Genomic DNA, 17,864 nt, shown 5'->3' on the forward strand with positions numbered 1-17,864 from the left:
CTGAGCGATGATCCTCGCCAAGCGGCCGGACATCGAACGCTTCCTGGGCTCGCCGGATAAGAATATCCGCGCTGCCCTGATCTATGGCCGCGACATGGGCGTGGTGCGTGAACGCGCCAACCAGTTGGCCAAGAAGGTCTGCGATCGCCCCGACGATCCCTTCGACGTGGCCCTGCTCACCGACGGCGACCTGGACGGCGATGGCGCGCGGCTGGAGGGGGAACTGGCGGCCCAGTCCCTGATGGGCGGGCGCAGGCTGGTGCGGCTGAAGTTCGCCACAGAGAAGGCCGCCCTGGACAAGATGACCGCCGAGGCCCTGACCCGGCACGCGGCCGGTGAACTCAACCCCGACGCCTTCCTGCTGATCGAGGCCGGAAACCTCGATCGCAACTCCGCCCTGCGCAAGGCCGCCGAGAAGGCGCCCGGCGCGGCGACCATCCCCTGCTACGAGGACGAGCCCGGGGACATCGCCCGCCTGGTGCGCGAGGCCCTGGCCAAGGACGGGGTGGGGCTGACCAGCGAGGCCCTGCAGGTCTTCGTCGGCCGTATGCCCAAGGAGCGCGGCGTCGCCCGCCAGGAGATCGAGCGCCTGGCCCTGTTCCTGGGCCCCGGCAGCGGCATGACCGCCACCCCCAAGGACCTGGAGGACTTCCTCGGCGTCGAACCCGAGGCCTCGCTCTCCGACGCCGCCGCCGACGCCTTCGGCGGCAGGCTGGCCGAAGCCCAGGCCGGCCTGCGCCGCGCCGCCGCCGAAGGGGAGGGCGGTCCCGCCGCCGTCCGGGCGCTGGGCATGTATCTCGGCCGCATGCGCCGCACCCTGACGCTCGCCAAGTCGGGCGCCGGCCTGCAGGAGGCCGCCAAGGCCTCGGGCGTGTTCTGGAAGAGCGAACGGGAGTTCCTGCGCCAGGCCCGTACCTGGACTCTGCCGGAACTCGACCGCATCCAGCCCGAGGTGCTGGCCGCCGACAAGGCCTGCAAGACCGCCGGCTCCCCCGACGCCCTGATCGCCGAACGCCTGGCCCTGCAGATCGCCGGGCGCGCCAAGCGGCTGGGCCTTTGATGCGGGCTTTTTGTCCTGGCCGCAGCCCTGTTGGCCACCCCCGCCGCCGCCCAGACCGATCTGCACACGGCCCCCCACATCCCCGGCATGCCCGGTCCCTATGTCCGGGTGGGTCATTCCCTAGGCGGCATGAACCTGCGGCTCTACGCCTCCCCCCATCCTGGCGACGTCGCGGGCCTGTTGCTGGTGGATCTGGGCGACCCGAACCAGCACAGGCGCTTCGCCGGCGATCCCCCACCGACTGGGCCGAGGATCTGCGCGCCCACGTCATCGCCCAGCGCGAAGACGCGGCGCCCGCCCGTCCGCGGCTGTCGGAGATCGAGAGCGTCGCCGAGCCAGACTCCAGCCAGGGCCAGTCGGCCAAGGTCAGCCTCGGCGACATCCCCCTTATCGCGCGGACCGCCGAAGGTACGTCGCAGGATCCCTCTTCCCGACCAACTGGCCATGGCCAGGCGTTGGTCGACGACGCACGACGAGGCCGCCGCTCTCTCGAGCCGAGGCGCAAATCGCCTGGTGCTCGGCAGCGGCCACAATATCCAGATCGAGAAGCCCGACGTGGTGGTCGCCGCCGTCACCGAGGTGGTCGCGGCGGTCCGGGCGAAGGCGGCGGCGAAAACCGACGAAAAACAGCCGATTGCGCCCGCGCCCGAAAAACAGGAATTACTGCGTTATATCAATATGTTAGTGTGAGTTCAGGCAGATCGGTCCACAGGCCTTCGCGCAAGGCCCGCGCAGAGATACGGCGCGCCGTCCGCTGTGCGCCACAGAGCCGATTTTGAATTGGCGGTTTTCGGACCTAGAGCGTGACAGCCTGAAGTGGATACCGGTTCAGGCGACCGTCACGCTCTAACTTCAAGACGGCGAGCCTGTTCATCCGCTTCAGGTGAAGTCATCTGAAGCGGACAGGCTCTACGCGCGAGTGAGGCGACGGCAGACCTCGTCCAGCTGTTCGAGGCTGGCGTACTTCACCCGCAGCTCGCCGACCCCGCCCTTGTCGATCACCTCGACGGTCAAGCCGAGCGCCTCCGACAGGTCAACCTCGAGCGCCTGGGTGTCGGTGTCCTTCGCAGGCTTGGACGCCGACACCTTGGGCGCCGCGCCGCCGCTCGATTCCTTGCGGACCAGCGATTCGGTGTCGCGCACCGACAGACCCTTGGCGATGACCAGGTCGGCGAGGGCCAGGGGGTCGGCGGCGCCGAGCAGGGCGCGCGCGTGGCCCGCGGTGATCTTGCTCTCCATCAGGTAGTGCCTGACGGGATCGGGTAGGGCCAGCAGGCGAACCAGGTTGGCCACGTGGCTGCGGCTCTTGCCGACCGCGTCGGCCACCTCGGCGGCGCTGCGGCCGTGGACCTCCACCAGCTGCTGGTAGGCATTGGCCTCTTCAATGGGGTTCAGCGCCGTGCGCTGGACGTTCTCGATGACGCCGATCTCGAGCACCTGGATATCGTCCAGCTCGCGGACCAGGGCCGGCAGCACATGCAGGCCAGCTTTCTGGCTGGCGCGCCAGCGGCGCTCCCCGGCGACGATCTCGAAATGGCCGTCCCTGTCGGGCGCGGGCCGCACCAGGATGGGCTGCAGAACGCCCTTGATGCGGATCGAGGCGGCCAGCTCCTCGATCTCGTCTTCCGAAAACACCCAGCGGGGCTGCTTCTCGTTGCGATGGATCAGCTCGATGGGGATGTCGCGCAGGCCGCCGGCCACGCCCGCGTCCACCGGCGTTTCTTCGACCTCACCCAGCAGGGCCGACAGCCCCCGGCCCAGTCCGCGTTTCTCGACCATCATGTTTTCCTCAGGCGGCTTGGGCGCGGCGGTCGCGTTCGCGCACCACCACTTCGCGGGCCAGCTTCAGATAGGCCTGGCTGCCCGCGCACTTCAGATCATAGACCAGCACCGGCTTGCCGAAGCTGGGCGCCTCCGACACCCGCACATTGCGCGGGATCACCGTGGCGTAGACCGTGCCGCCGAAGTGGGCGCGCACATCCTTGGCCACCTGTTCCGACAGGCTGTTGCGCCGGTCGTACATGGTCAGCACCACCCCCTGGATTTCCAGGTTCGGATTGAGGCTGCCCCGAACCAGCTCAATGGTGCGCACCAGCTGGCTGAGGCCTTCGAGCGCAAAGAACTCGCACTGCAGGGGCACCAGCACCGCGTCCGACGCCGCCATCGCGTTGACCGTCAGCAGGTTCAGCGACGGCGGGCAGTCGATCAGCACATAGGTATAGGCGCCCGACTGGCGGATCGGATCGATGGCGTCGCGCAGCTTGAAGGAGCGCCGCGCCTGCTGGCCCAGCTCCAGTTCGACGCCGGACAGGTCGGCGTGGGCCGGGACGATGTCCAGGCCGGGCAGGGCGGTTTCCACGATGGCGTCGGCGAGGGGCGCGTCGCCCATCAACACGTCATAGAGGGTGATCTTGCGCTTCGAATGCGGGATGCCGAGGCCGGTCGACGCGTTGCCCTGCGGATCGGAATCGATCAGCAGCACGCGCTCGCCGACGGCGGCGAGCGCCGTGCCCAGGTTGATGGCCGTCGTGGTCTTGCCCACGCCGCCCTTCTGGTTGGCGACCACCAGGACGCGGAGCGCCCGATGCGGTTTCTGATCAGCGGCCACGGCCCAACTTCCTTACGCGTACGATGCGCCCGCGCGCATCACTGAAGCTGGGCAGGATGTCCGCCTCAAAACTCCAAGACTTTGTCGCCTCTTCCATCTCGACCGCCACATCCTGTCCCTTGAGGAACAGGGCGGTCGCGCCGCGCTTCAGGTAGGGCTGGGCATACCCAAGCAACCGGGTCATCGGCGCGCAAGCCCGGGCGGTGACGATATCCACAGTCAGGGACAAGTCCTCCGCACGTGAATTGTGAATCGTCGCCGGAAGGGCCAGGCCGTTAACCACCTCCTCCAGAAAGCGGCAGCGCTTGGCCATACTTTCCACGAGATGCATGTGGAAGCCGGGGCGGTTTTTCTGAAGGATCGCCAGCACGATACCCGGCAAACCTGCGCCCGCCCCGAGGTCGGCCCAGGTCAGGGCCTCGGGTTCCAGGGGCAGGATCTGGGCTGAGTCCCAGGCGTGCCGCGACCAGAAGATCTCCAGGGTCGAGGGCCCCACCAGGTTCATTCTCTGGTTCCAGTCCTCCAGGTATGACCGGTATTGCTGAAGGTCGGCGATGACGCTTTCGTCGGCGCCGGTCGCCATGGCGAAGTCGGCGGCGGTCTCGACCTCAACGACCTCGACCAAGGGGATTTCCGGCCCGTCCATCAGGCGGCCCGCCGGCGGACGTGGGCCAGCAGGGCGGTGAGCGCGCCCGGCGTCACGCCTTCGATCCGCGCGGCTTGGCCGAGCGTCAGAGGCCGGATGGCCGTCAGCTTGTCGCGCACCTCATTGGAGAGGCTACCCACCCGCGAATAGTCCAGTTCGGGGGGCAGGCGCAGGTTCTCGTCGCGGCGGAAGGCGGCCACGTCGGCGTCCTGGCGGTCCAGATAGCCGGAGTAGGCGGCGTCGATCTCCACCTGCTCGCGGACCTGGGGGTCCCAGGCGGCGATCTCAGGCCAGATGACGGCCAGATTCTCGAAGGAGATGGTGGGATAGGCCAGCAGCTGGGTCAGGTCGCGGCGCTGGCCGTCGGCCTTGACCGGCAGGCCCGCCTTGGCGGCCTTGTCGGGGGTCAGGGTCAGCTCGGCGGCGCGGCCGCGCGCGGCGGCCAGGGCCGCAGCCTTTGAATTGAAGGCGGTTTCACGTGAAACACCGACGCAGCCCAGGGCCATGCCCTTGGCGGTCAGCCGCTGGTCGGCATTGTCGGCGCGCAGGGTCAGGCGGAATTCGGCGCGGCTGGTGAACATCCGATAGGGCTCGGTGACGCCCCGGGTCACCAGGTCGTCGATCATCACCCCGATATAGGCCTCGTCGCGGCCGAAGATGGCGGGCTCGGCGCCAGACGCGGACCGGGCCGCGTTCAGCCCAGCCACCAAGCCCTGCGCCGCCGCCTCCTCATAGCCGGTGGTGCCGTTGATCTGGCCGGCCAGGTAGAGGCCCGGCAGGCGCTTGACCTCGAGCGTCGCCGAAAGCTCGCGCGGATCGACATAGTCGTACTCGATCGCATAGCCGTGGCGTCGGACCTGGACGTTCTCGAGGCCGACGATGGTGCGCAGGAACAGGTCCTGGGTCTGCGGTGAGACGGACGTGGAGATGCCGTTGGGATAGACGGTGTCGTCGTCCAGGCCCTCGGGCTCCAGGAAGATCTGGTGCGCCGTCTTGTCGGCAAAGCGGACCACCTTGTCCTCAATGGAGGGGCAGTAGCGGGGCCCGCGGCCATTGATCCGGCCGCCATAGACCGCCGACTCGTTCAGCCGCTCGGCGATGATCCGATGCGTTTCAGCATTGGTGTAGGTGACCCCGCAGGCGATCTGCGGCGTGGTGATCTTGGTCGTGAGGAAGGAGAAGGGGGAGGGGACCTCGTCGGCCGCCTGCATCTCCAGCTTTTCCCAGGCGATGGTGGAGGCCACCAGACGGGCCGGGGTGCCGGTCTTCAGGCGGCCCATGTCGAGGCCGAGCGCATAGAGCCGGTCGGAAAGCCCGATGGCCGGCGCCTCGCCCACCCGGCCGGCGGGGAGGCGCTGTTCGCCCTGGTGAATGACGCCCTTCAGGAAGGTGCCGGTGGTCAGGACAACGCGCCCGGCGGAATAGATTTCACCGCTTGCCCCAACCACGCCGGTGACCTTGCCGTCCACCACCAGCAGGTCCTCGACGGCTTCGGCCTTCAGGGTCAGGTTCGGGGTGGCGGCCAACTCGGCCTGCATGGCCTGCCGATAGAGCTTGCGGTCGATCTGCGCCCGGGGCCCGCGCACGGCGGCGCCCTTGGAGCGGTTCAGCAGCCGGAACTGGATGCCGGCCACATCGGCGAGCCGGCCCATGACCCCATCCAGGGCGTCGATCTCGCGCACCAGGTGGCCCTTGCCCAGGCCGCCGATGGCCGGATTGCAGGACATCTCGCCGATGGTGTCGAGCTTGTGGGTCAGCAGCAGGGTCCGCGCGCCAAACCGCGCCGAAGCCGCCGCGGCTTCACAGCCCGCATGGCCGCCGCCGATGATGATCACGTCCCAGGAGGTCACGCCAAACTCCGCTTCCACCCCATATGGGCGGGGGGTTCCTATAGCGGAAGGCGGGGGGCGTTTCACGTGAAAGAGTCTTACCGGAGACGGCGGAGACTAGCGTCCCTCTCCCCATTCATGGGGAGAGGGTAGGGTGAGGGGCGTGCAGCAGCGCTGCGCAATGCTGAGGTTGTGAGCTGCCGAACCTCAGAATGAGCCCTCACCCTACCCTCTCCCACAAGTGGGAGAGGGGCGTTAGCCCGGCGCCCTGCCCTGTTCCACGTGAAACACCTTATTTTCCAATGCAGAAGGTGGCGAACACGCGGTCGAGGACGTCCTCCGGGTCAATACGGCCGGTGATGCGATCCAGGGACCGGCCCGCCAGCCGAACGTCCTCCGCGGCGAGCTCCGGAGAGCCCTCCACGACGAGTGCGTGCTCCAACCGGGCCAGGGCCTCGGCGAGCAAGTCTTTGTGACGCAGGCGTGTGGCGGTCGGCAGCTCGTCGCCGGCGAGGCGCTGGACCACCTGGTCGGTAAGGGCCGCCAGGATCACCCCCACGTGGGTGGCGTCCCGGGCGCTGATGCGGTGCATTTCAAGCTCAAGAGCCCGGGCCTCCAAGAGCGCCCGCCCCGTATCATCGCCCGGCGGCAGGTCCGACTTGTTGATCACGCAGAGATCGCCGGCGGTGAGTTCCTCCGGCGGCGGGTCGATGGCCGAGGACGAGCCGTCCACCAGCCAGATCCGCAGGTCCGCGCTGGACGCCCAGGCCCGCGCGCGGCGCACACCCTCGGCCTCGATCTCGTCGTGGGTGTCGCGCAGTCCGGCGGTATCGGCCAGCAGCACCTTGTAGCCCGCCAGGCGCATGGGAACCTCGATGACGTCCCGTGTGGTGCCCGGGGTGGCCGTGACGATGGCGGCCTCGCGACCGGCCAGCCCATTCAGCAGGGTGGACTTTCCGGCGTTGGGGGCGCCCACCAGGGCGATGCGGAAGCCGTCGCGGATCCGCTCGCCACGATCCACATCCGCCAGGGCCAGGTGGAGCTCGCCGATGAGCCGCTGCAGATGGGGCCGGGCCCGGTCGGCGACCTCAGCGGGCACCTCCTCGTCGGGAAAGTCCACCGCGGCCTCGAAATTGGCTGAGGCCTCGATCAGATCGGCGCGCCAGCGCAGGTGGGCGCGGCCCAGCGCGCCGCCCACCTGGGCCAGGGCCTGGCGGCGCTGGGCCTCGGTCTCGGCCTCGATGAGGTCTGCGACGCCTTCGGCCTGAGCCAGGTCAAGCTTGCCGTTCTCGAAGGCGCGGCGGGTGAATTCCCCAGGCTCGGCGAGGCGCAGACCCAGGGCGGCCAGGGCCTCAAGCAGGGCCGAGACCACGGCCGGGCCGCCATGCACGTGAAACTCGGCGCTATCCTCGCCGGTATAGCTCCCAGGACCGGGGAACCAGAGCACCAGGGCCTGGTCGATGGGGCCGCTGTCAGATTGCAGGGTCCGCAGGCCCGCCACCCGAGGGCGCGGGACCTTGCCGGCCAAGGCTCTTACAGCCGCCCGAGCGCGCGGCCCCGACACCCGGACGACCGCCACGGCCGCGCGGCCGGCGGCGGTGGCGGCGGCATAGATGGTGTCGGTCATTTCGGGCGGTTGGCGCCGCCCATGCCCATGTCGACCGCTGTGGACATCAGCTTGCGGAACTGTTCCTGGGCGCCGACCCCGAAGGCGGTCCAGTTCTTCATCAGCTCGTCGGGGGACAGCATGTTGATGTTGCTCTCCATCCGCTTCTGCATCTCCTCCACCAGCTTGTCGTTCAAGGCGGTGACGTCGGGCAGGCCCATGAAGCTGCGCGCCTCGACGGGGGTGCAATCAATCTCGATGGTCATCTTCATGGCAGGGCCCTTCCTCAAGCAATAGTTATGGCCGGTTGCGGCCACTGCGCGCTAGAGCGCGATAGCCGAAAGTGGTCTTCCGGTTTCGACGGACATCGCGCGACCCATATGAATACAGGCGGGACGCCTTAGCGTTCCTCCTGTAGCCAACGCATAGCAAGACAAACGGAGGCCCCATGCCTAGCGAAACCATCACCCTTAAGACCGAGGACGGTGACTTCACCGCCTATGTGGCGCGGCCCTCCAAGGACAAGGCCCCGGCGATCGTGGTCATCCAGGAGATCTTCGGGGTCAATGCGGTGATGCGCGAGATCGCCGACGGCCTGGCCGACCAGGGATACCTCGCCATCTGTCCCGACCTGTTCTGGCGGATCGAGCCCGGGATCGACATCACCGACAAGTCCGAGGCCGAGTGGAAAAAGGCCTTCGAGCTGTTCAACGCTTTCGACGCCGACGCCGGCGTCAAGGACATCGCCGCGGTGATCGATCACATCCGTGCCGATCCCGGCTGCTCGGGCAAGGTCGGCGCGGTGGGCTACTGCCTGGGGGGCCTGCTGGCCTTCCTGACCGCCACCCGCACCGACGCCGACGCCAGCGTCGGCTATTACGGCGTGGGCATCGAGAGCCGGGTCGGAGAGGTCGAGAAGCTGGAGCGGCCGCTGATGCTGCATATCGCCGAAGAGGACCAGTTCGTCCCCAAGGAGGCCCAGGCCATCATCCTGCAGGCCCTGAAGAACCACGCCCAGGTCACCGCCTACACCTATCCCGGCTGCGACCACGCCTTTGCCCGCCACGGCGGCGAGCACTTCGATGAGGCCGCCGCCAAGCTGGCCAACGGCCGCAGCCTGACTTTCTTCCAGCAACACCTCGCCTAGGGATTACATTGATGCGCGCCATCCAGATCGACGCCACCGGCGGTCCCGACGTCCTGAAGCTGGTGGAGGTCCCGGCCCCCGAGCCCAAGCCCGGCCAGATTCTGATCCGCAACCAGGCCATCGGCCTGAACTTCATCGACACCTATCACCGCTCCGGCCTCTATCCGCTGAAGCTGCCGTCGGGCCTGGGCATGGAAGGCGCGGGCGTCGTCGAGGCCGTGGGGGAGGGGGTCACCCGCTTTTCCGTCGGCGATCTGGCCGCCTACGCCTCGGGACCGATCGGCGCCTATGCCGAGCTGCACGCGGTCAACGCCGAGCGCGCAGTCAAGCCGCCGGCTGGGATCGACGCCCAGGTCGCCGCCGGGGCCCTGCTGAAGGGGATGACGGCGGAGTTCCTGCTGCGCCGCTGCTATGCGGTGAAGGCCGGCGACCATATCCTGGTTCATGCCGCCGCGGGCGGGGTGGGCTCGATCCTGGTGCAATGGGGTAAGGCGCTGGGCGCCGTGGTCATCGCCACCGCCGGGTCACAGGATAAGGCCGAGCGGGCCAGGTCGCTGGGCGCCGACCACGTCATCCTCTACCGCGACGCCGACGTCGCCGCCGAGGTCCGCAGAATCACCAACGGGGCAGGCGTGCCGGTGGCCTACGACTCTGTGGGCGCCGCCACCTTCGAAGGCACGCTCGCGAGCCTGGCCAAGCGCGGCCTGTTTGTCAGCTTCGGCAACGCCTCGGGACCGCCGCCGGCCATCGCGCCGGCGCGGCTGATGCAGGCGGGCTCGGTCTTCCTCACCCGGCCGACCATGGGCGACTACCTGCTCACCACCGCCGAGCTGGACGCGTCGGCCGCCGCCCTGTTCGAGGTGATCAAGTCGGGCAAGGTGAAGATCGACATCGGCCAGACCTTCCCGCTCGCAGAGGCCCGCAAGGCGCACGAGGCGATGGAAGGCCGCGACACGGTCGGAGCGAGTTTGCTGATTCCGTAGGACTGTGGGGCGGGGAGGGCCCAGCCCCCTCCGTCTCGGCTTCGCCGATCCACCTCCCCCCGATCGCGCTTCGCGCTGGGGGAGGAATGAGGCGTTCCTCCCCCAGGCCGCAGGCCGTGTCGGGGGAGGTGGCGCGCACCGCAGGTGCGTGACGGAGGGGGCTAGGGCCTCTCCGTCAGACCTCCCGCTTCCAGCCCCAGGCCTGGGTGATCCGCGGCAGGCTCATGAAGACCGACGGGTCATCCCGCGCCTTCACGAGGTCGGAGATGTAATCGACCAGGGTTTCACGTGAAACACCCATGGATTCAACAGCTTCGGAGATTCCAGCCAGGGTCAGCGCCGCCATGGCCTTGACCGGACCCGTCAGGGCCGCCGGCTGCACCATCCGGGCCTCAATGCCGATGAACCCGGCGCGGCCGAGGAAGGCCGGCAGCTTGGGGCCGATCTCCGGGTCCGCGCCGCGCTTGTGGGCTGAAGCGACGTACCACTGCACGAAGTGCCGGAAGCTGGCCCGGGTCGGCTCGCAGATGTGGGCGGAAAACTCCACGTCCTCCACCACCAGCAGGCCGTCGGGGACCAGGGCGCGCTCGAAAACCGCCACGGCGTCTGCCGGCCTTGTCAGATGGGAGAGCAGGAAGCGAGCATAGATGACGTCGAAGGGGCCGAGGTGCTCGGCGCGCTCATAGCCGCCCACCTGGAACGCGACATTGGCCGGCGAATCCTGGGCCGCCATGGAGATCTTGATCTCGTCGAGGTCCAGGCCGATCACCTGGCCCGAGGTCCGCGACGCCAGCTCGCGGGTCACGTCGCCCCCACCGCAACCGACATCCAGAATGCGGGCGCCGGCAGGGATGCCCACCCGGTCGAGCAGGCTGCCCGTCGCCTCGGCCATGGCCTGGGACAGGACCGAGAGCCGCGCGGCCCCGGCCATCCCGCCGGAGATGATGTAGCTCTCGCTCACCGCCCCCGCTCCCTCGGGCTCGTTAGGTGTTCATCGACTGGAAGAATTCTTCGTTGTTCTTGTTCTGGCGCAGCTTGTCCAACAGGAACTCGATGGCGTCCTGGGCCCCCATGGGGTTGAGGATGCGGCGCAGGACGTAGGTCTTCTGAAGCTGGTCCTTCGGGGTGATCAGCTCTTCCTTGCGGGTGCCGGACTTCAGCACGTCGATGGCCGGGAAGATGCGCTTGTCGGCGACCTTGCGGTCCAGGATGATTTCCGAGTTACCGGTGCCCTTGAACTCTTCGAAGATGACTTCATCCATCCGGCTGCCCGTGTCGATCAGGGCCGTGGAGATGATGGTCAGCGAGCCGCCTTCCTCGATGTTCCGCGCTGCGCCGAAGAAGCGCTTGGGGCGTTGCAGGGCGTTGGCGTCCACACCACCGGTCAGCACCTTGCCCGAGGAGGGGACCACGGTGTTGTAGGCGCGGCCGAGACGGGTGACGCTATCCAGCAGGATGATGACGTCGCGCTTGTGCTCCACCAGGCGCTTGGCCTTCTCGATCACCATCTCGGCGACCTGGACGTGGCGGGTGGCGGGTTCGTCGAAGGTCGAGGAGATCACCTCGCCCACCACGGTGCGCTGCATGTCGGTGACTTCTTCGGGCCGCTCGTCGATCAGCAGCACGATCAGGTAGCACTCGGGGTGGTTCACCGCGATGGACTTGGCGATGTTCTGCAGCATGACCGTCTTACCCACCCGAGGCGGGGCGACGATCAGGCAGCGCTGGCCCTTCCCGAGCGGGGCGACGATATCGATCAGCCGGCCGGAGCGGTCCTTCAGGGTCGGGTCTTCGATTTCCATCTTCAGCCGCTCGTCGGGATAGAGCGGGGTCAGGTTGTCGAACAGCACCTTGTGGCGGACGTTCTCGGGGTTCTCGAAGTTGGTGAGATCGACCTTGATGAGGGCGAAGTAGCGCTCGCCCTCGCGGGGCGCGCGGATGGCGCCGTCCACGGTGTCGCCGGTGCGCAGGCCGAACTTCCGGATCTGCGAAGGGCTGACATAGATGTCGTCGGGGCCGGGCAGGTAGTTGGCTTCCGGCGAGCGCAGGAAGCCGAAGCCGTCGGACACCACTTCCAGGGTGCCGGAGCCGGAAATCTCGATGCCTTCCTCAGCCAACGTCTTGAGGATCGCGAACATCATGTCCTGCTTGCGCATGGAGTTGGCGTTCTCGATCTCCAGCTTCTCAGCGAAGGCCAGCAGGTCGACGGGCGACTTGTCCTTCAGCTCCTGGAGGGACATCCGGGTGATGCCCAGGGCGGCGATGGCGGCGGAAAGCTCGCCATCATCATCGTCGTCGCCGGTCTCCTGCGCCGCGGCGACCTGGGCGTCCATCGCCTGGTCGAGGGCGGAGTCTTCGGCGTCGAGGGTATCGGAGATGTTTTCTTCGGACATGGGTATTGCCTTGAATACGGCTCGGCGCGCCCTGGACTTGAGACAGTCCTCGGGCGTCGAGCAAACTTGAAACGTCTAGGGCGGGCCTTGAGACTCGCCGGGGTGTTCAGGGGCCGGGACGCAGCAGCTTAAAATTGGGGAAGCGCGCGTCGCCGGAGATAGGGCGGGGCATGACTTCGCGTTGCGCGACGCCATGTGGGTTCAGCGGAACCACATCGCGCGGGTCGGGTCAAGGATTCCCGTCCGGCGCGCGGCAGATGAATCCGCTAGCTGCCGAACTCGGTCGTCACCGCCAGGACCATGATGACTGCGGCGATGAAGGGCAGTTCGTTGGTCATCTTCCAGAAGCGGGCGTTGCGCGTATTGGTCCCGGCGACGAACTTCTTGCGGGCGGCGCCCAGGAAGTGGTGCCAGCCGGTCAGGAAGATAATCCCCGCCAGCTTGGTGATCATCCAGGGCTGCTGGAGATAGTCCCAGCCGCCGCGGATCTGGGTGGCGTTCACATAGATCAGGGCCAGGCCGAACACCCAGGCCGCCACCATCGCCGGACCCATGATGATCCGATAGAGCTTGAGCTCCATGGTCTGGAAGGTCTTGTCCATCTCGCCGCCGGGCAGGGCCTCGGCGTGGTAGGCAAACAGCCGGGGCAGGTACATGATCCCGGCCATCCAGGCGATCACCGAGATGATGTGCAGGCCGCGCAGCAGGTTGTAGTCCACGATCAGGTTCCCTTTACAGACCGGCCGCACTTGCCATAGCGGGCCGGGCAAAGCCATGCCCCCTCCGGCGCGGCCCCGCCGGCCCGCGCCAGGGCGTGGTCGACGGTGTCGACAAGGGCCGTGATGAAGGCCTGTTCGACCCCCAGCGCCGGGGCACGCAGATAGGGGGCCACCCCCTGTTGCACCGCCAGCTCGGCATATTCGTGGTCCAGCTCCACCAGGGTCTCTATGTGTTCGGAGACGAAGGCGATCGGCGTGATCAGCAGGCCCACCCCCTGTTCGCCGGCCACGTGGATCTCATCGACCGTGGAGGGGCCGATCCATTTCAGTGGGCCCACCCGGCTCTGATAGCAGACACGCCAGTCGGTGAGCTCGGGGACCTGGGCGGCCACCGCAGCGGCCGTGGCCTCGATCTGCGCCTGGTAGGGGTCGCCACCCGCGATCACCTTCTCGGGCAGGCCGTGGGCGGAGAACAGCAGGCGGACATTGGCGGGCTTTCCGGCCTTCACCCAGGTGTCGCGGATGGCGGTGGCGTGGCCCTCCACAACCCCCTTGGCGGTGGGATAGCAGCAGACGGTGCGGGCGCGGCCGGGGCCCTTATAGGCCTTGGCCCAGTCCTGCAGGGACGAGGCGGTGGTGGTGGTGGAGTACTGGGGATAGAGCGGCAGCAGGACGATCTCGTCGGGGGCGAAAGCCGCCACCTCCTGGGCCGTCTGGTCAGCGAAGGGCTTCCAATAGCGCATGGCGATGAAGGACTTCACGGTCAGGTCGGGCCGGGCCACGGCGAGCGCGGCATCCAGGGCCGCGGCCTGCTTCTGCGTCTCCGGCAGCAGGGGCGAGGCGCCGCCCATGATGTTGTAGTTGGCCTGGGCGGAGGTCTCGCGACGCGAAGAGATCAGGGCGGCGAGCGGATAGCGCAGGATCGCTGGCACGCTGATGATCGCCGGGTCCTTGAACAGGTTGTACAGGAACGGCCGCACGGCGTCCGGGCCATCCGGACCGCCAAGGTTGAACAGGACGACGGCGACGCGGCTCATTTGCCGGTCACCCGGCGGATCGTGCGCTCGATATGCTCGATGGGGGTGTCGGGCAGGACGCCATGGCCGAGGTTGAAGATGTAGGGGCCGGAGTTCCACTGCTCGATCAGAGCGTCGACCCGGGCGTCCAGCGCCGGGCCGCCGGCCCGCAGCAGCAGGTTGTCGAGCGCGCCCTGGATGGTCTTGCCGCTGTCCTGGATCTTCTGGCCAAGGACAGCCGGGGCCTGGGTGTCGAGGGCGACGCAGTTGACCGGCACGCGGGCGGCATAGTTCTCCACGAGGGCCCCGGCGCTGCGCGGGAAGCCGATGAAGGGCACGTCCACGCCGGCGGCGCGGACCTTCTCGATGATGGCGGTGTGCGGTTTGATGACGATGCGTTCGAAGACATCCTCGGCCAGGCCTTCCGCCCAGCTTTCGAACAGCTTCAGCACCTGGGCGCCGGACTTCGCCTGCATCACCAGGTAGCGGGCGGTGGCGTCCACCAACACCTCAAGCAGCCGGTCCAGCTTCTCCGGATGCTGGTAGGCATAGGTCCGGGCCCCGGAGCGGTCGGAGCCGCGGCCTTCGATCATGTAGGTGGCCACGGTCCAGGGGGCGCCGGCGAAGCCGATCAGGGCGCGGTCCGGCTCCAGCTCGGCGCGGACCCGGGAGAGCGTCTCGCCGATGGCCGAAAGGCGGCCGGTGGAGGCCTCGATCTGGTCAGCCATGCTTTCGATGGAGGGCAGTTCGCCGAGCCTCGGCCCCTCGCCCGTCTCGAACCAGACTTCCTGGCCCAGCGCCTGGGGGATCAGCAGGATGTCGGCGAAGACGATGGCGGCGTCCAGGGGGAAGCGGCGCATCGGCTGCATCGTAGCCTCGGCGGCCATCTCCGGATTGTGGCAGAAGGCGATGAAGTCCTTGGCCCGGGTTCGCAGCTCCCGGTACTCGGGCAGGGAGCGTCCCGCCTGACGCATGAACCAGACCGGCGGGCGATCCAGGGTTTCTCCGGCAAGCGCCCGGAGCAGGCGGGGTTCTGAACTGTTCGGCATGGACGGCGTTAAACCGGCTTCGGGCTCCAACCTCAAGCCCGCCTGTTCTTCCCGACTGCCCTTCTACCTTTCTAAGAAATAGAATCTTGGATGAAGAGGTAGCGGTAGGGCCTGGGCAAGCCGGGGACAAAGCCCGGTGTCGCACCCCGCATCGACTCCCTTTCCCCAGGAGACGCCACCTTCATCCGCAGGCCAGCGGCCACGCTGTGGATTGTGTTAATAGAGTCTTAACGTGCTGATCGGCCTTAACGATTCATTAACCTCAAGGCCCCGCTCGGGGTGAACGAACAGGAGTCGTTCGCCGCCGCCCCCGGTTTGGGGTTGGCGCGTCCACGCCGCAGGGACAGACGGCGGGCGAGCCCGACTCAAACACCCCGAAGGGCGCCCGCTATCCCCGGCCCGCCGGATTGGCGCGGGAAATGGCCGCAGTTCTCCCCAAGCGCGCGCAGCTTCGCTAAGAAGGTATCGACTCCTCTGTCCCCAGATATTTCGACGCACCAGCGTTTCGAGACCCCATGACCTCAGCCTCGCGCTACGCCACCTATTTCCATGTGCACCTGGTCTCCGACTCCACCGGCGAGACCCTCAACGCCATGGCCCGCGCCGTCTGCGCCCGGTTCGAGAATGTCCTGCCCATCGAGCACATCTACGCCCTGGTCCGCTCGCCCCGGCAGCTGGAGCGGGCGCTCACCGATATCGAGGCCGCGCCGGGCGTGGTGATCCACACCATCGTCGATGACGAGCTGCGGGCGGCCCTGGAAGAGGGCTGCCGTAAGCTGGACATGGCCTGCATCCCGGCGCTCGACCCGCTGGTCTCGGCCCTGTCGCGCTATCTGGGCGCGGCCCTGACCCGGCGGGTGGGGGTGCAGCACGCCCTGGACAATGACTATTTCAACCGCATGGACGCGCTGAACTACGCGATCGGCCACGACGACGGCCAGGGCGGCCAGGACCTGGACCAGGCCGATGTGGTGCTGGTGGGGGTCTCGCGGACGTCGAAGACGCCCACCTGCATCTATCTGGCCCACCGCGGGGTCCGCGCCGCCAATGTGCCCCTGGTGCCGGGGCGGCCGCCGACCGAAAAGCTGCTGACCCTGAAGAACGCCCTGATCGTCGGCCTGACCATCTCCCCCGACCGGCTGATCCAGATCCGCCGCAACCGGCTTCTGAGCCTCAAGGAAGACCGCGACTCCAGCTATATCGATATCGAGGCGGTCCGCGAGGAGACGGTGCTGGCCCGCCGGCTGTATGAGCGGATGGAATGGCCGGTGATCGACGTCACCCGCCGCAGCGTCGAGGAGACGGCCGCCGCGGTGCTGAACCTGCTGAACGGCGGCCACGGCCAGATCGAGGTGCTGGGATGAGTGGACCCATTATCCTGGCGTCGAAGAGCGCCGCGCGCACCGCCGTGCTGACCGGGGCGGGTGTCCCCTTCGAAATCCACGTCTCCGGTGTCGACGAGGACGCGGTGAAGACCGCCCTGCTGGGCCAGGGGGGCACGCCCCGCGACGTCGCCGATGCGCTGGCCGAACTGAAGGCGGTGAAGATCTCGCGCGGCCGGCCCGGCTTCGTGATCGGCGCCGACCAGACCCTGGAGTTCGAGGGCGGGCTCTATGACAAGGCCGAGACCGTCGAGGCTGCGCGGGCCCGGCTGAAGCTGCTGCGCGGCAAGCCGCACAAACTGCATTCCGCCGTGGTCGTCGCCAAGGACGGCCAGCCGATCTGGCGCGAGGTCGCCACCTGCACGCTCACCATGCGCGACTTCAGCGACGACTTCCTGGAAGCCTACCTGATCGCCGAGGGTGAGGAAGCGCTGGGCTCGGTGGGCTGCTACCGTCTGGAAAGCCACGGCGCCCAGCTGTTCTCCAAGATCGAGGGCGACTATTTCGCCATCCTGGGCCTGCCGCTGCTGGGCCTGCTGGATCTGCTGCGTAAGCACGGGGCGCTCTCGGTATGACCAGGATCACCGGCGCCACCCGGGTGGCCGGCGTGGTGGGCCAGCCCATCGCCCATTCGATGAGCCCCATCCTGCACAACGCCTGGCTGGCGGCGGCGGGGATCGATGGGGTGTATGCGCCCTTCGCCGTGAGGCCGGAGGCCTTCGAAACCTTCGTCCGGGGCCTGCGGGGCGGTTCGGTGGCAGGCCTGAACGTCACCGTGCCCTTCAAGACCATGGCGCTGTCCCTGGCCGACGAGGTCAGCGATCGGGCCCGTTTGGCCCAGGCGGCGAATGTCCTGGTGTTCCGCGCCGACGGCGCGATCCTGGCCGACAATACCGATGGCCTGGGCCTGCTGGCCGCCTTCGCAGTCCAGGCGCCGGGCTTCGAGCCGGCCGCCGCGCCGGTGGCCATACTCGGCGCGGGCGGGGGCGCGCGGGGCGCGGCCGCGGCCTTTCTCAGCGCCGGGGCGACCGATATCCGCGTTATCAACCGCACCGTGGCGCGGGCCGAGGAGATCGCCGCCGATCTGGGTCCGACCGTGCGCGCCTACGGCCTGGACCAGGCGGGGCTCGCCTTTGCCGGTGTCGGCGCCCTGATCAACGCTACCTCGGCCGGACTGTCCGGAACCGGCAGCCTCGACCTGCCGATCGCCGCCACGCCGGAGACGGCGGTGGTGATGGACATGGTCTACAAGCCGCTGCTCACCCCGTTCCTGGCGCAGGCGCAAGCGCTGGGCCGCCATACCGTGGACGGGCTGGAGATGCTGATCGGCCAGGCCATACCCGCCTTCCACGCCTTCTTCGGCCAGACGCCGCCCACCAGTGTCGATGTCCGAACCCTCGCCAAACAAGCCCTGGGGCTCTGAAAC

The 17,864-nt window shown here is 68.0% G+C and carries 18 protein-coding genes; 7 read left to right on the forward strand and 11 right to left on the reverse strand.

Annotated elements, in window-relative coordinates; genetic code table 11:
• Positions 1–7: 7 nt before the first annotated feature.
• Complete coding sequence (gene holA, locus JKL49_RS00680; protein WP_215337476.1) at positions 8–1,060, forward strand: DNA polymerase III subunit delta; 1,053 nt, start codon at positions 8–10, stop codon at positions 1,058–1,060.
• A gap of 444 nt (positions 1,061–1,504) precedes the next feature.
• Positions 1,505–1,750, forward strand: a complete 246-nt coding sequence (locus JKL49_RS00685) for a hypothetical protein (RefSeq protein WP_215337478.1) — start codon at positions 1,505–1,507, stop codon at positions 1,748–1,750.
• A 219-nt stretch (positions 1,751–1,969) separates the two neighbouring features.
• Here JKL49_RS00685 and JKL49_RS00690 read toward each other — a convergent pair whose 3' ends face one another.
• From JKL49_RS00690 to JKL49_RS00715, 6 genes are all read right to left on the reverse strand, one after another.
• Positions 1,970–2,842, reverse strand: a complete 873-nt coding sequence (locus JKL49_RS00690; protein WP_215337480.1) for a ParB/RepB/Spo0J family partition protein — start codon at positions 2,840–2,842, stop codon at positions 1,970–1,972.
• A 7-nt stretch (positions 2,843–2,849) separates the two neighbouring features.
• Positions 2,850–3,668 (reverse strand): ParA family protein, encoded by an 819-nt coding sequence (locus tag JKL49_RS00695; protein ID WP_215337482.1) that lies wholly within the window; start codon positions 3,666–3,668, stop codon positions 2,850–2,852.
• On the reverse strand, positions 3,658–4,314 hold the full coding sequence (gene rsmG / locus JKL49_RS00700; protein ID WP_215337484.1) for a 16S rRNA (guanine(527)-N(7))-methyltransferase RsmG: 657 nt from the start codon (positions 4,312–4,314) through the stop codon (positions 3,658–3,660). The genes JKL49_RS00695 and rsmG overlap by 11 nt, the downstream gene beginning before the upstream one ends.
• The gene (gene mnmG / locus JKL49_RS00705; protein ID WP_215337486.1) at positions 4,314–6,164 is read right to left on the reverse strand and encodes a tRNA uridine-5-carboxymethylaminomethyl(34) synthesis enzyme MnmG; all 1,851 of its coding nucleotides are present in this window, start codon (positions 6,162–6,164) and stop codon (positions 4,314–4,316) included. The genes rsmG and mnmG overlap by 1 nt, the downstream gene beginning before the upstream one ends.
• A 271-nt stretch (positions 6,165–6,435) precedes the next feature.
• A complete protein-coding gene (mnmE, locus tag JKL49_RS00710) occupies positions 6,436–7,770 on the reverse strand; it encodes a tRNA uridine-5-carboxymethylaminomethyl(34) synthesis GTPase MnmE (RefSeq protein WP_215337488.1) in 1,335 nt (444 codons plus the stop codon).
• Positions 7,767–8,021 carry a DUF6489 family protein gene (locus JKL49_RS00715; RefSeq protein ID WP_215337490.1) on the reverse strand — a complete coding sequence of 85 codons (255 nt, stop codon included), beginning with the start codon at positions 8,019–8,021 and terminating at the stop codon, positions 7,767–7,769. Before JKL49_RS00715 ends, mnmE begins: the two co-directional genes overlap by 4 nt.
• Positions 8,022–8,197: 176 nt before the next feature.
• Between JKL49_RS00715 and JKL49_RS00720 the strand changes: the two genes are divergently transcribed.
• Both JKL49_RS00720 and JKL49_RS00725 read left to right on the forward strand, forming a co-directional pair.
• Complete coding sequence (locus tag JKL49_RS00720; protein WP_215337492.1) at positions 8,198–8,896, forward strand: dienelactone hydrolase family protein; 699 nt, start codon at positions 8,198–8,200, stop codon at positions 8,894–8,896.
• An 11-nt stretch (positions 8,897–8,907) separates the two neighbouring features.
• Positions 8,908–9,879, forward strand: a complete 972-nt coding sequence (locus tag JKL49_RS00725; protein ID WP_215337494.1) for a quinone oxidoreductase family protein — start codon at positions 8,908–8,910, stop codon at positions 9,877–9,879.
• 175 nt (positions 9,880–10,054) lie between these two features.
• Here the strand turns inward: JKL49_RS00725 and JKL49_RS00730 are convergent, their stop codons facing one another.
• The 5 genes from JKL49_RS00730 to hemE form a co-directional block, all read right to left on the reverse strand.
• Complete coding sequence (locus JKL49_RS00730; protein ID WP_215337496.1) at positions 10,055–10,840, reverse strand: class I SAM-dependent methyltransferase; 786 nt, start codon at positions 10,838–10,840, stop codon at positions 10,055–10,057.
• A 22-nt stretch (positions 10,841–10,862) separates the two neighbouring features.
• Positions 10,863–12,272, reverse strand: coding sequence for a transcription termination factor Rho (rho, locus tag JKL49_RS00735; protein WP_215337498.1), 1,410 nt, complete (start codon positions 12,270–12,272; stop codon positions 10,863–10,865).
• 266 nt (positions 12,273–12,538) lie between these two features.
• The gene (locus tag JKL49_RS00740; protein WP_347340336.1) at positions 12,539–12,991 is read right to left on the reverse strand and encodes a CopD family protein; all 453 of its coding nucleotides are present in this window, start codon (positions 12,989–12,991) and stop codon (positions 12,539–12,541) included.
• Between the two features lie 2 nt (positions 12,992–12,993).
• On the reverse strand, positions 12,994–14,028 hold the full coding sequence (gene hemH / locus JKL49_RS00745) for a ferrochelatase (protein WP_215337500.1): 1,035 nt from the start codon (positions 14,026–14,028) through the stop codon (positions 12,994–12,996).
• Entirely contained in the window at positions 14,025–15,056 is a 1,032-nt protein-coding gene (hemE, locus tag JKL49_RS00750) for a uroporphyrinogen decarboxylase (RefSeq protein WP_215337501.1), read from the reverse strand. The genes hemH and hemE overlap by 4 nt, the downstream gene beginning before the upstream one ends.
• Before the next feature lie 515 nt (positions 15,057–15,571).
• On the opposite strand from hemE, the gene JKL49_RS00755 reads away from it, so the two are divergent.
• The 3 genes from JKL49_RS00755 to aroE are packed head-to-tail and all read left to right on the forward strand — an operon-like array spanning position 15,572 to position 17,861.
• Positions 15,572–16,420: a pyruvate, water dikinase regulatory protein gene (locus tag JKL49_RS00755; protein ID WP_215337502.1), complete on the forward strand. Its 849-nt coding sequence runs from the start codon at positions 15,572–15,574 to the stop codon at positions 16,418–16,420.
• Positions 16,417–17,013 (forward strand): Maf family protein, encoded by a 597-nt coding sequence (locus JKL49_RS00760; RefSeq protein ID WP_215337503.1) that lies wholly within the window; start codon positions 16,417–16,419, stop codon positions 17,011–17,013. The genes JKL49_RS00755 and JKL49_RS00760 overlap by 4 nt, the downstream gene beginning before the upstream one ends.
• Positions 17,010–17,861 carry a shikimate dehydrogenase gene (gene aroE, locus JKL49_RS00765; RefSeq protein ID WP_215337504.1) on the forward strand — a complete coding sequence of 284 codons (852 nt, stop codon included), beginning with the start codon at positions 17,010–17,012 and terminating at the stop codon, positions 17,859–17,861. The genes JKL49_RS00760 and aroE overlap by 4 nt, the downstream gene beginning before the upstream one ends.
• Positions 17,862–17,864: the final 3 nt, after the last annotated feature.

Source organism: Phenylobacterium glaciei, assembly GCF_016772415.1.
GTDB lineage: Bacteria > Pseudomonadota > Alphaproteobacteria > Caulobacterales > Caulobacteraceae > Phenylobacterium > Phenylobacterium glaciei.

Excerpts from the sequence above, each read along its gene's own strand:
- rho (WP_215337498.1), bottom strand. The coding sequence starts at position 12,272 with ATGTCCGAAGAAAACATCTCCGATACCCTCGACGCCGAAGACTCCGCC.
- JKL49_RS00755 (WP_215337502.1), top strand. The coding sequence starts at position 15,572 with ATGACCTCAGCCTCGCGCTACGCCACCTATTTCCATGTGCACCTGGTC.
- hemH (WP_215337500.1), bottom strand. The coding sequence starts at position 14,028 with ATGAGCCGCGTCGCCGTCGTCCTGTTCAACCTTGGCGGTCCGGATGGC.
- JKL49_RS00690 (WP_215337480.1), bottom strand. The coding sequence starts at position 2,842 with ATGATGGTCGAGAAACGCGGACTGGGCCGGGGGCTGTCGGCCCTGCTG.
- JKL49_RS00685 (WP_215337478.1), top strand. The coding sequence starts at position 1,505 with ATGGCCAGGCGTTGGTCGACGACGCACGACGAGGCCGCCGCTCTCTCG.
- JKL49_RS00725 (WP_215337494.1), top strand. The coding sequence starts at position 8,908 with ATGCGCGCCATCCAGATCGACGCCACCGGCGGTCCCGACGTCCTGAAG.
- rsmG (WP_215337484.1), bottom strand. The coding sequence starts at position 4,314 with ATGGACGGGCCGGAAATCCCCTTGGTCGAGGTCGTTGAGGTCGAGACC.
- holA (WP_215337476.1), top strand. The coding sequence starts at position 8 with ATGATCCTCGCCAAGCGGCCGGACATCGAACGCTTCCTGGGCTCGCCG.
- JKL49_RS00720 (WP_215337492.1), top strand. The coding sequence starts at position 8,198 with ATGCCTAGCGAAACCATCACCCTTAAGACCGAGGACGGTGACTTCACC.
- JKL49_RS00715 (WP_215337490.1), bottom strand. The coding sequence starts at position 8,021 with ATGAAGATGACCATCGAGATTGATTGCACCCCCGTCGAGGCGCGCAGC.
- JKL49_RS00760 (WP_215337503.1), top strand. The coding sequence starts at position 16,417 with ATGAGTGGACCCATTATCCTGGCGTCGAAGAGCGCCGCGCGCACCGCC.
- hemE (WP_215337501.1), bottom strand. The coding sequence starts at position 15,056 with ATGCCGAACAGTTCAGAACCCCGCCTGCTCCGGGCGCTTGCCGGAGAA.
- mnmE (WP_215337488.1), bottom strand. The coding sequence starts at position 7,770 with ATGACCGACACCATCTATGCCGCCGCCACCGCCGCCGGCCGCGCGGCC.
- aroE (WP_215337504.1), top strand. The coding sequence starts at position 17,010 with ATGACCAGGATCACCGGCGCCACCCGGGTGGCCGGCGTGGTGGGCCAG.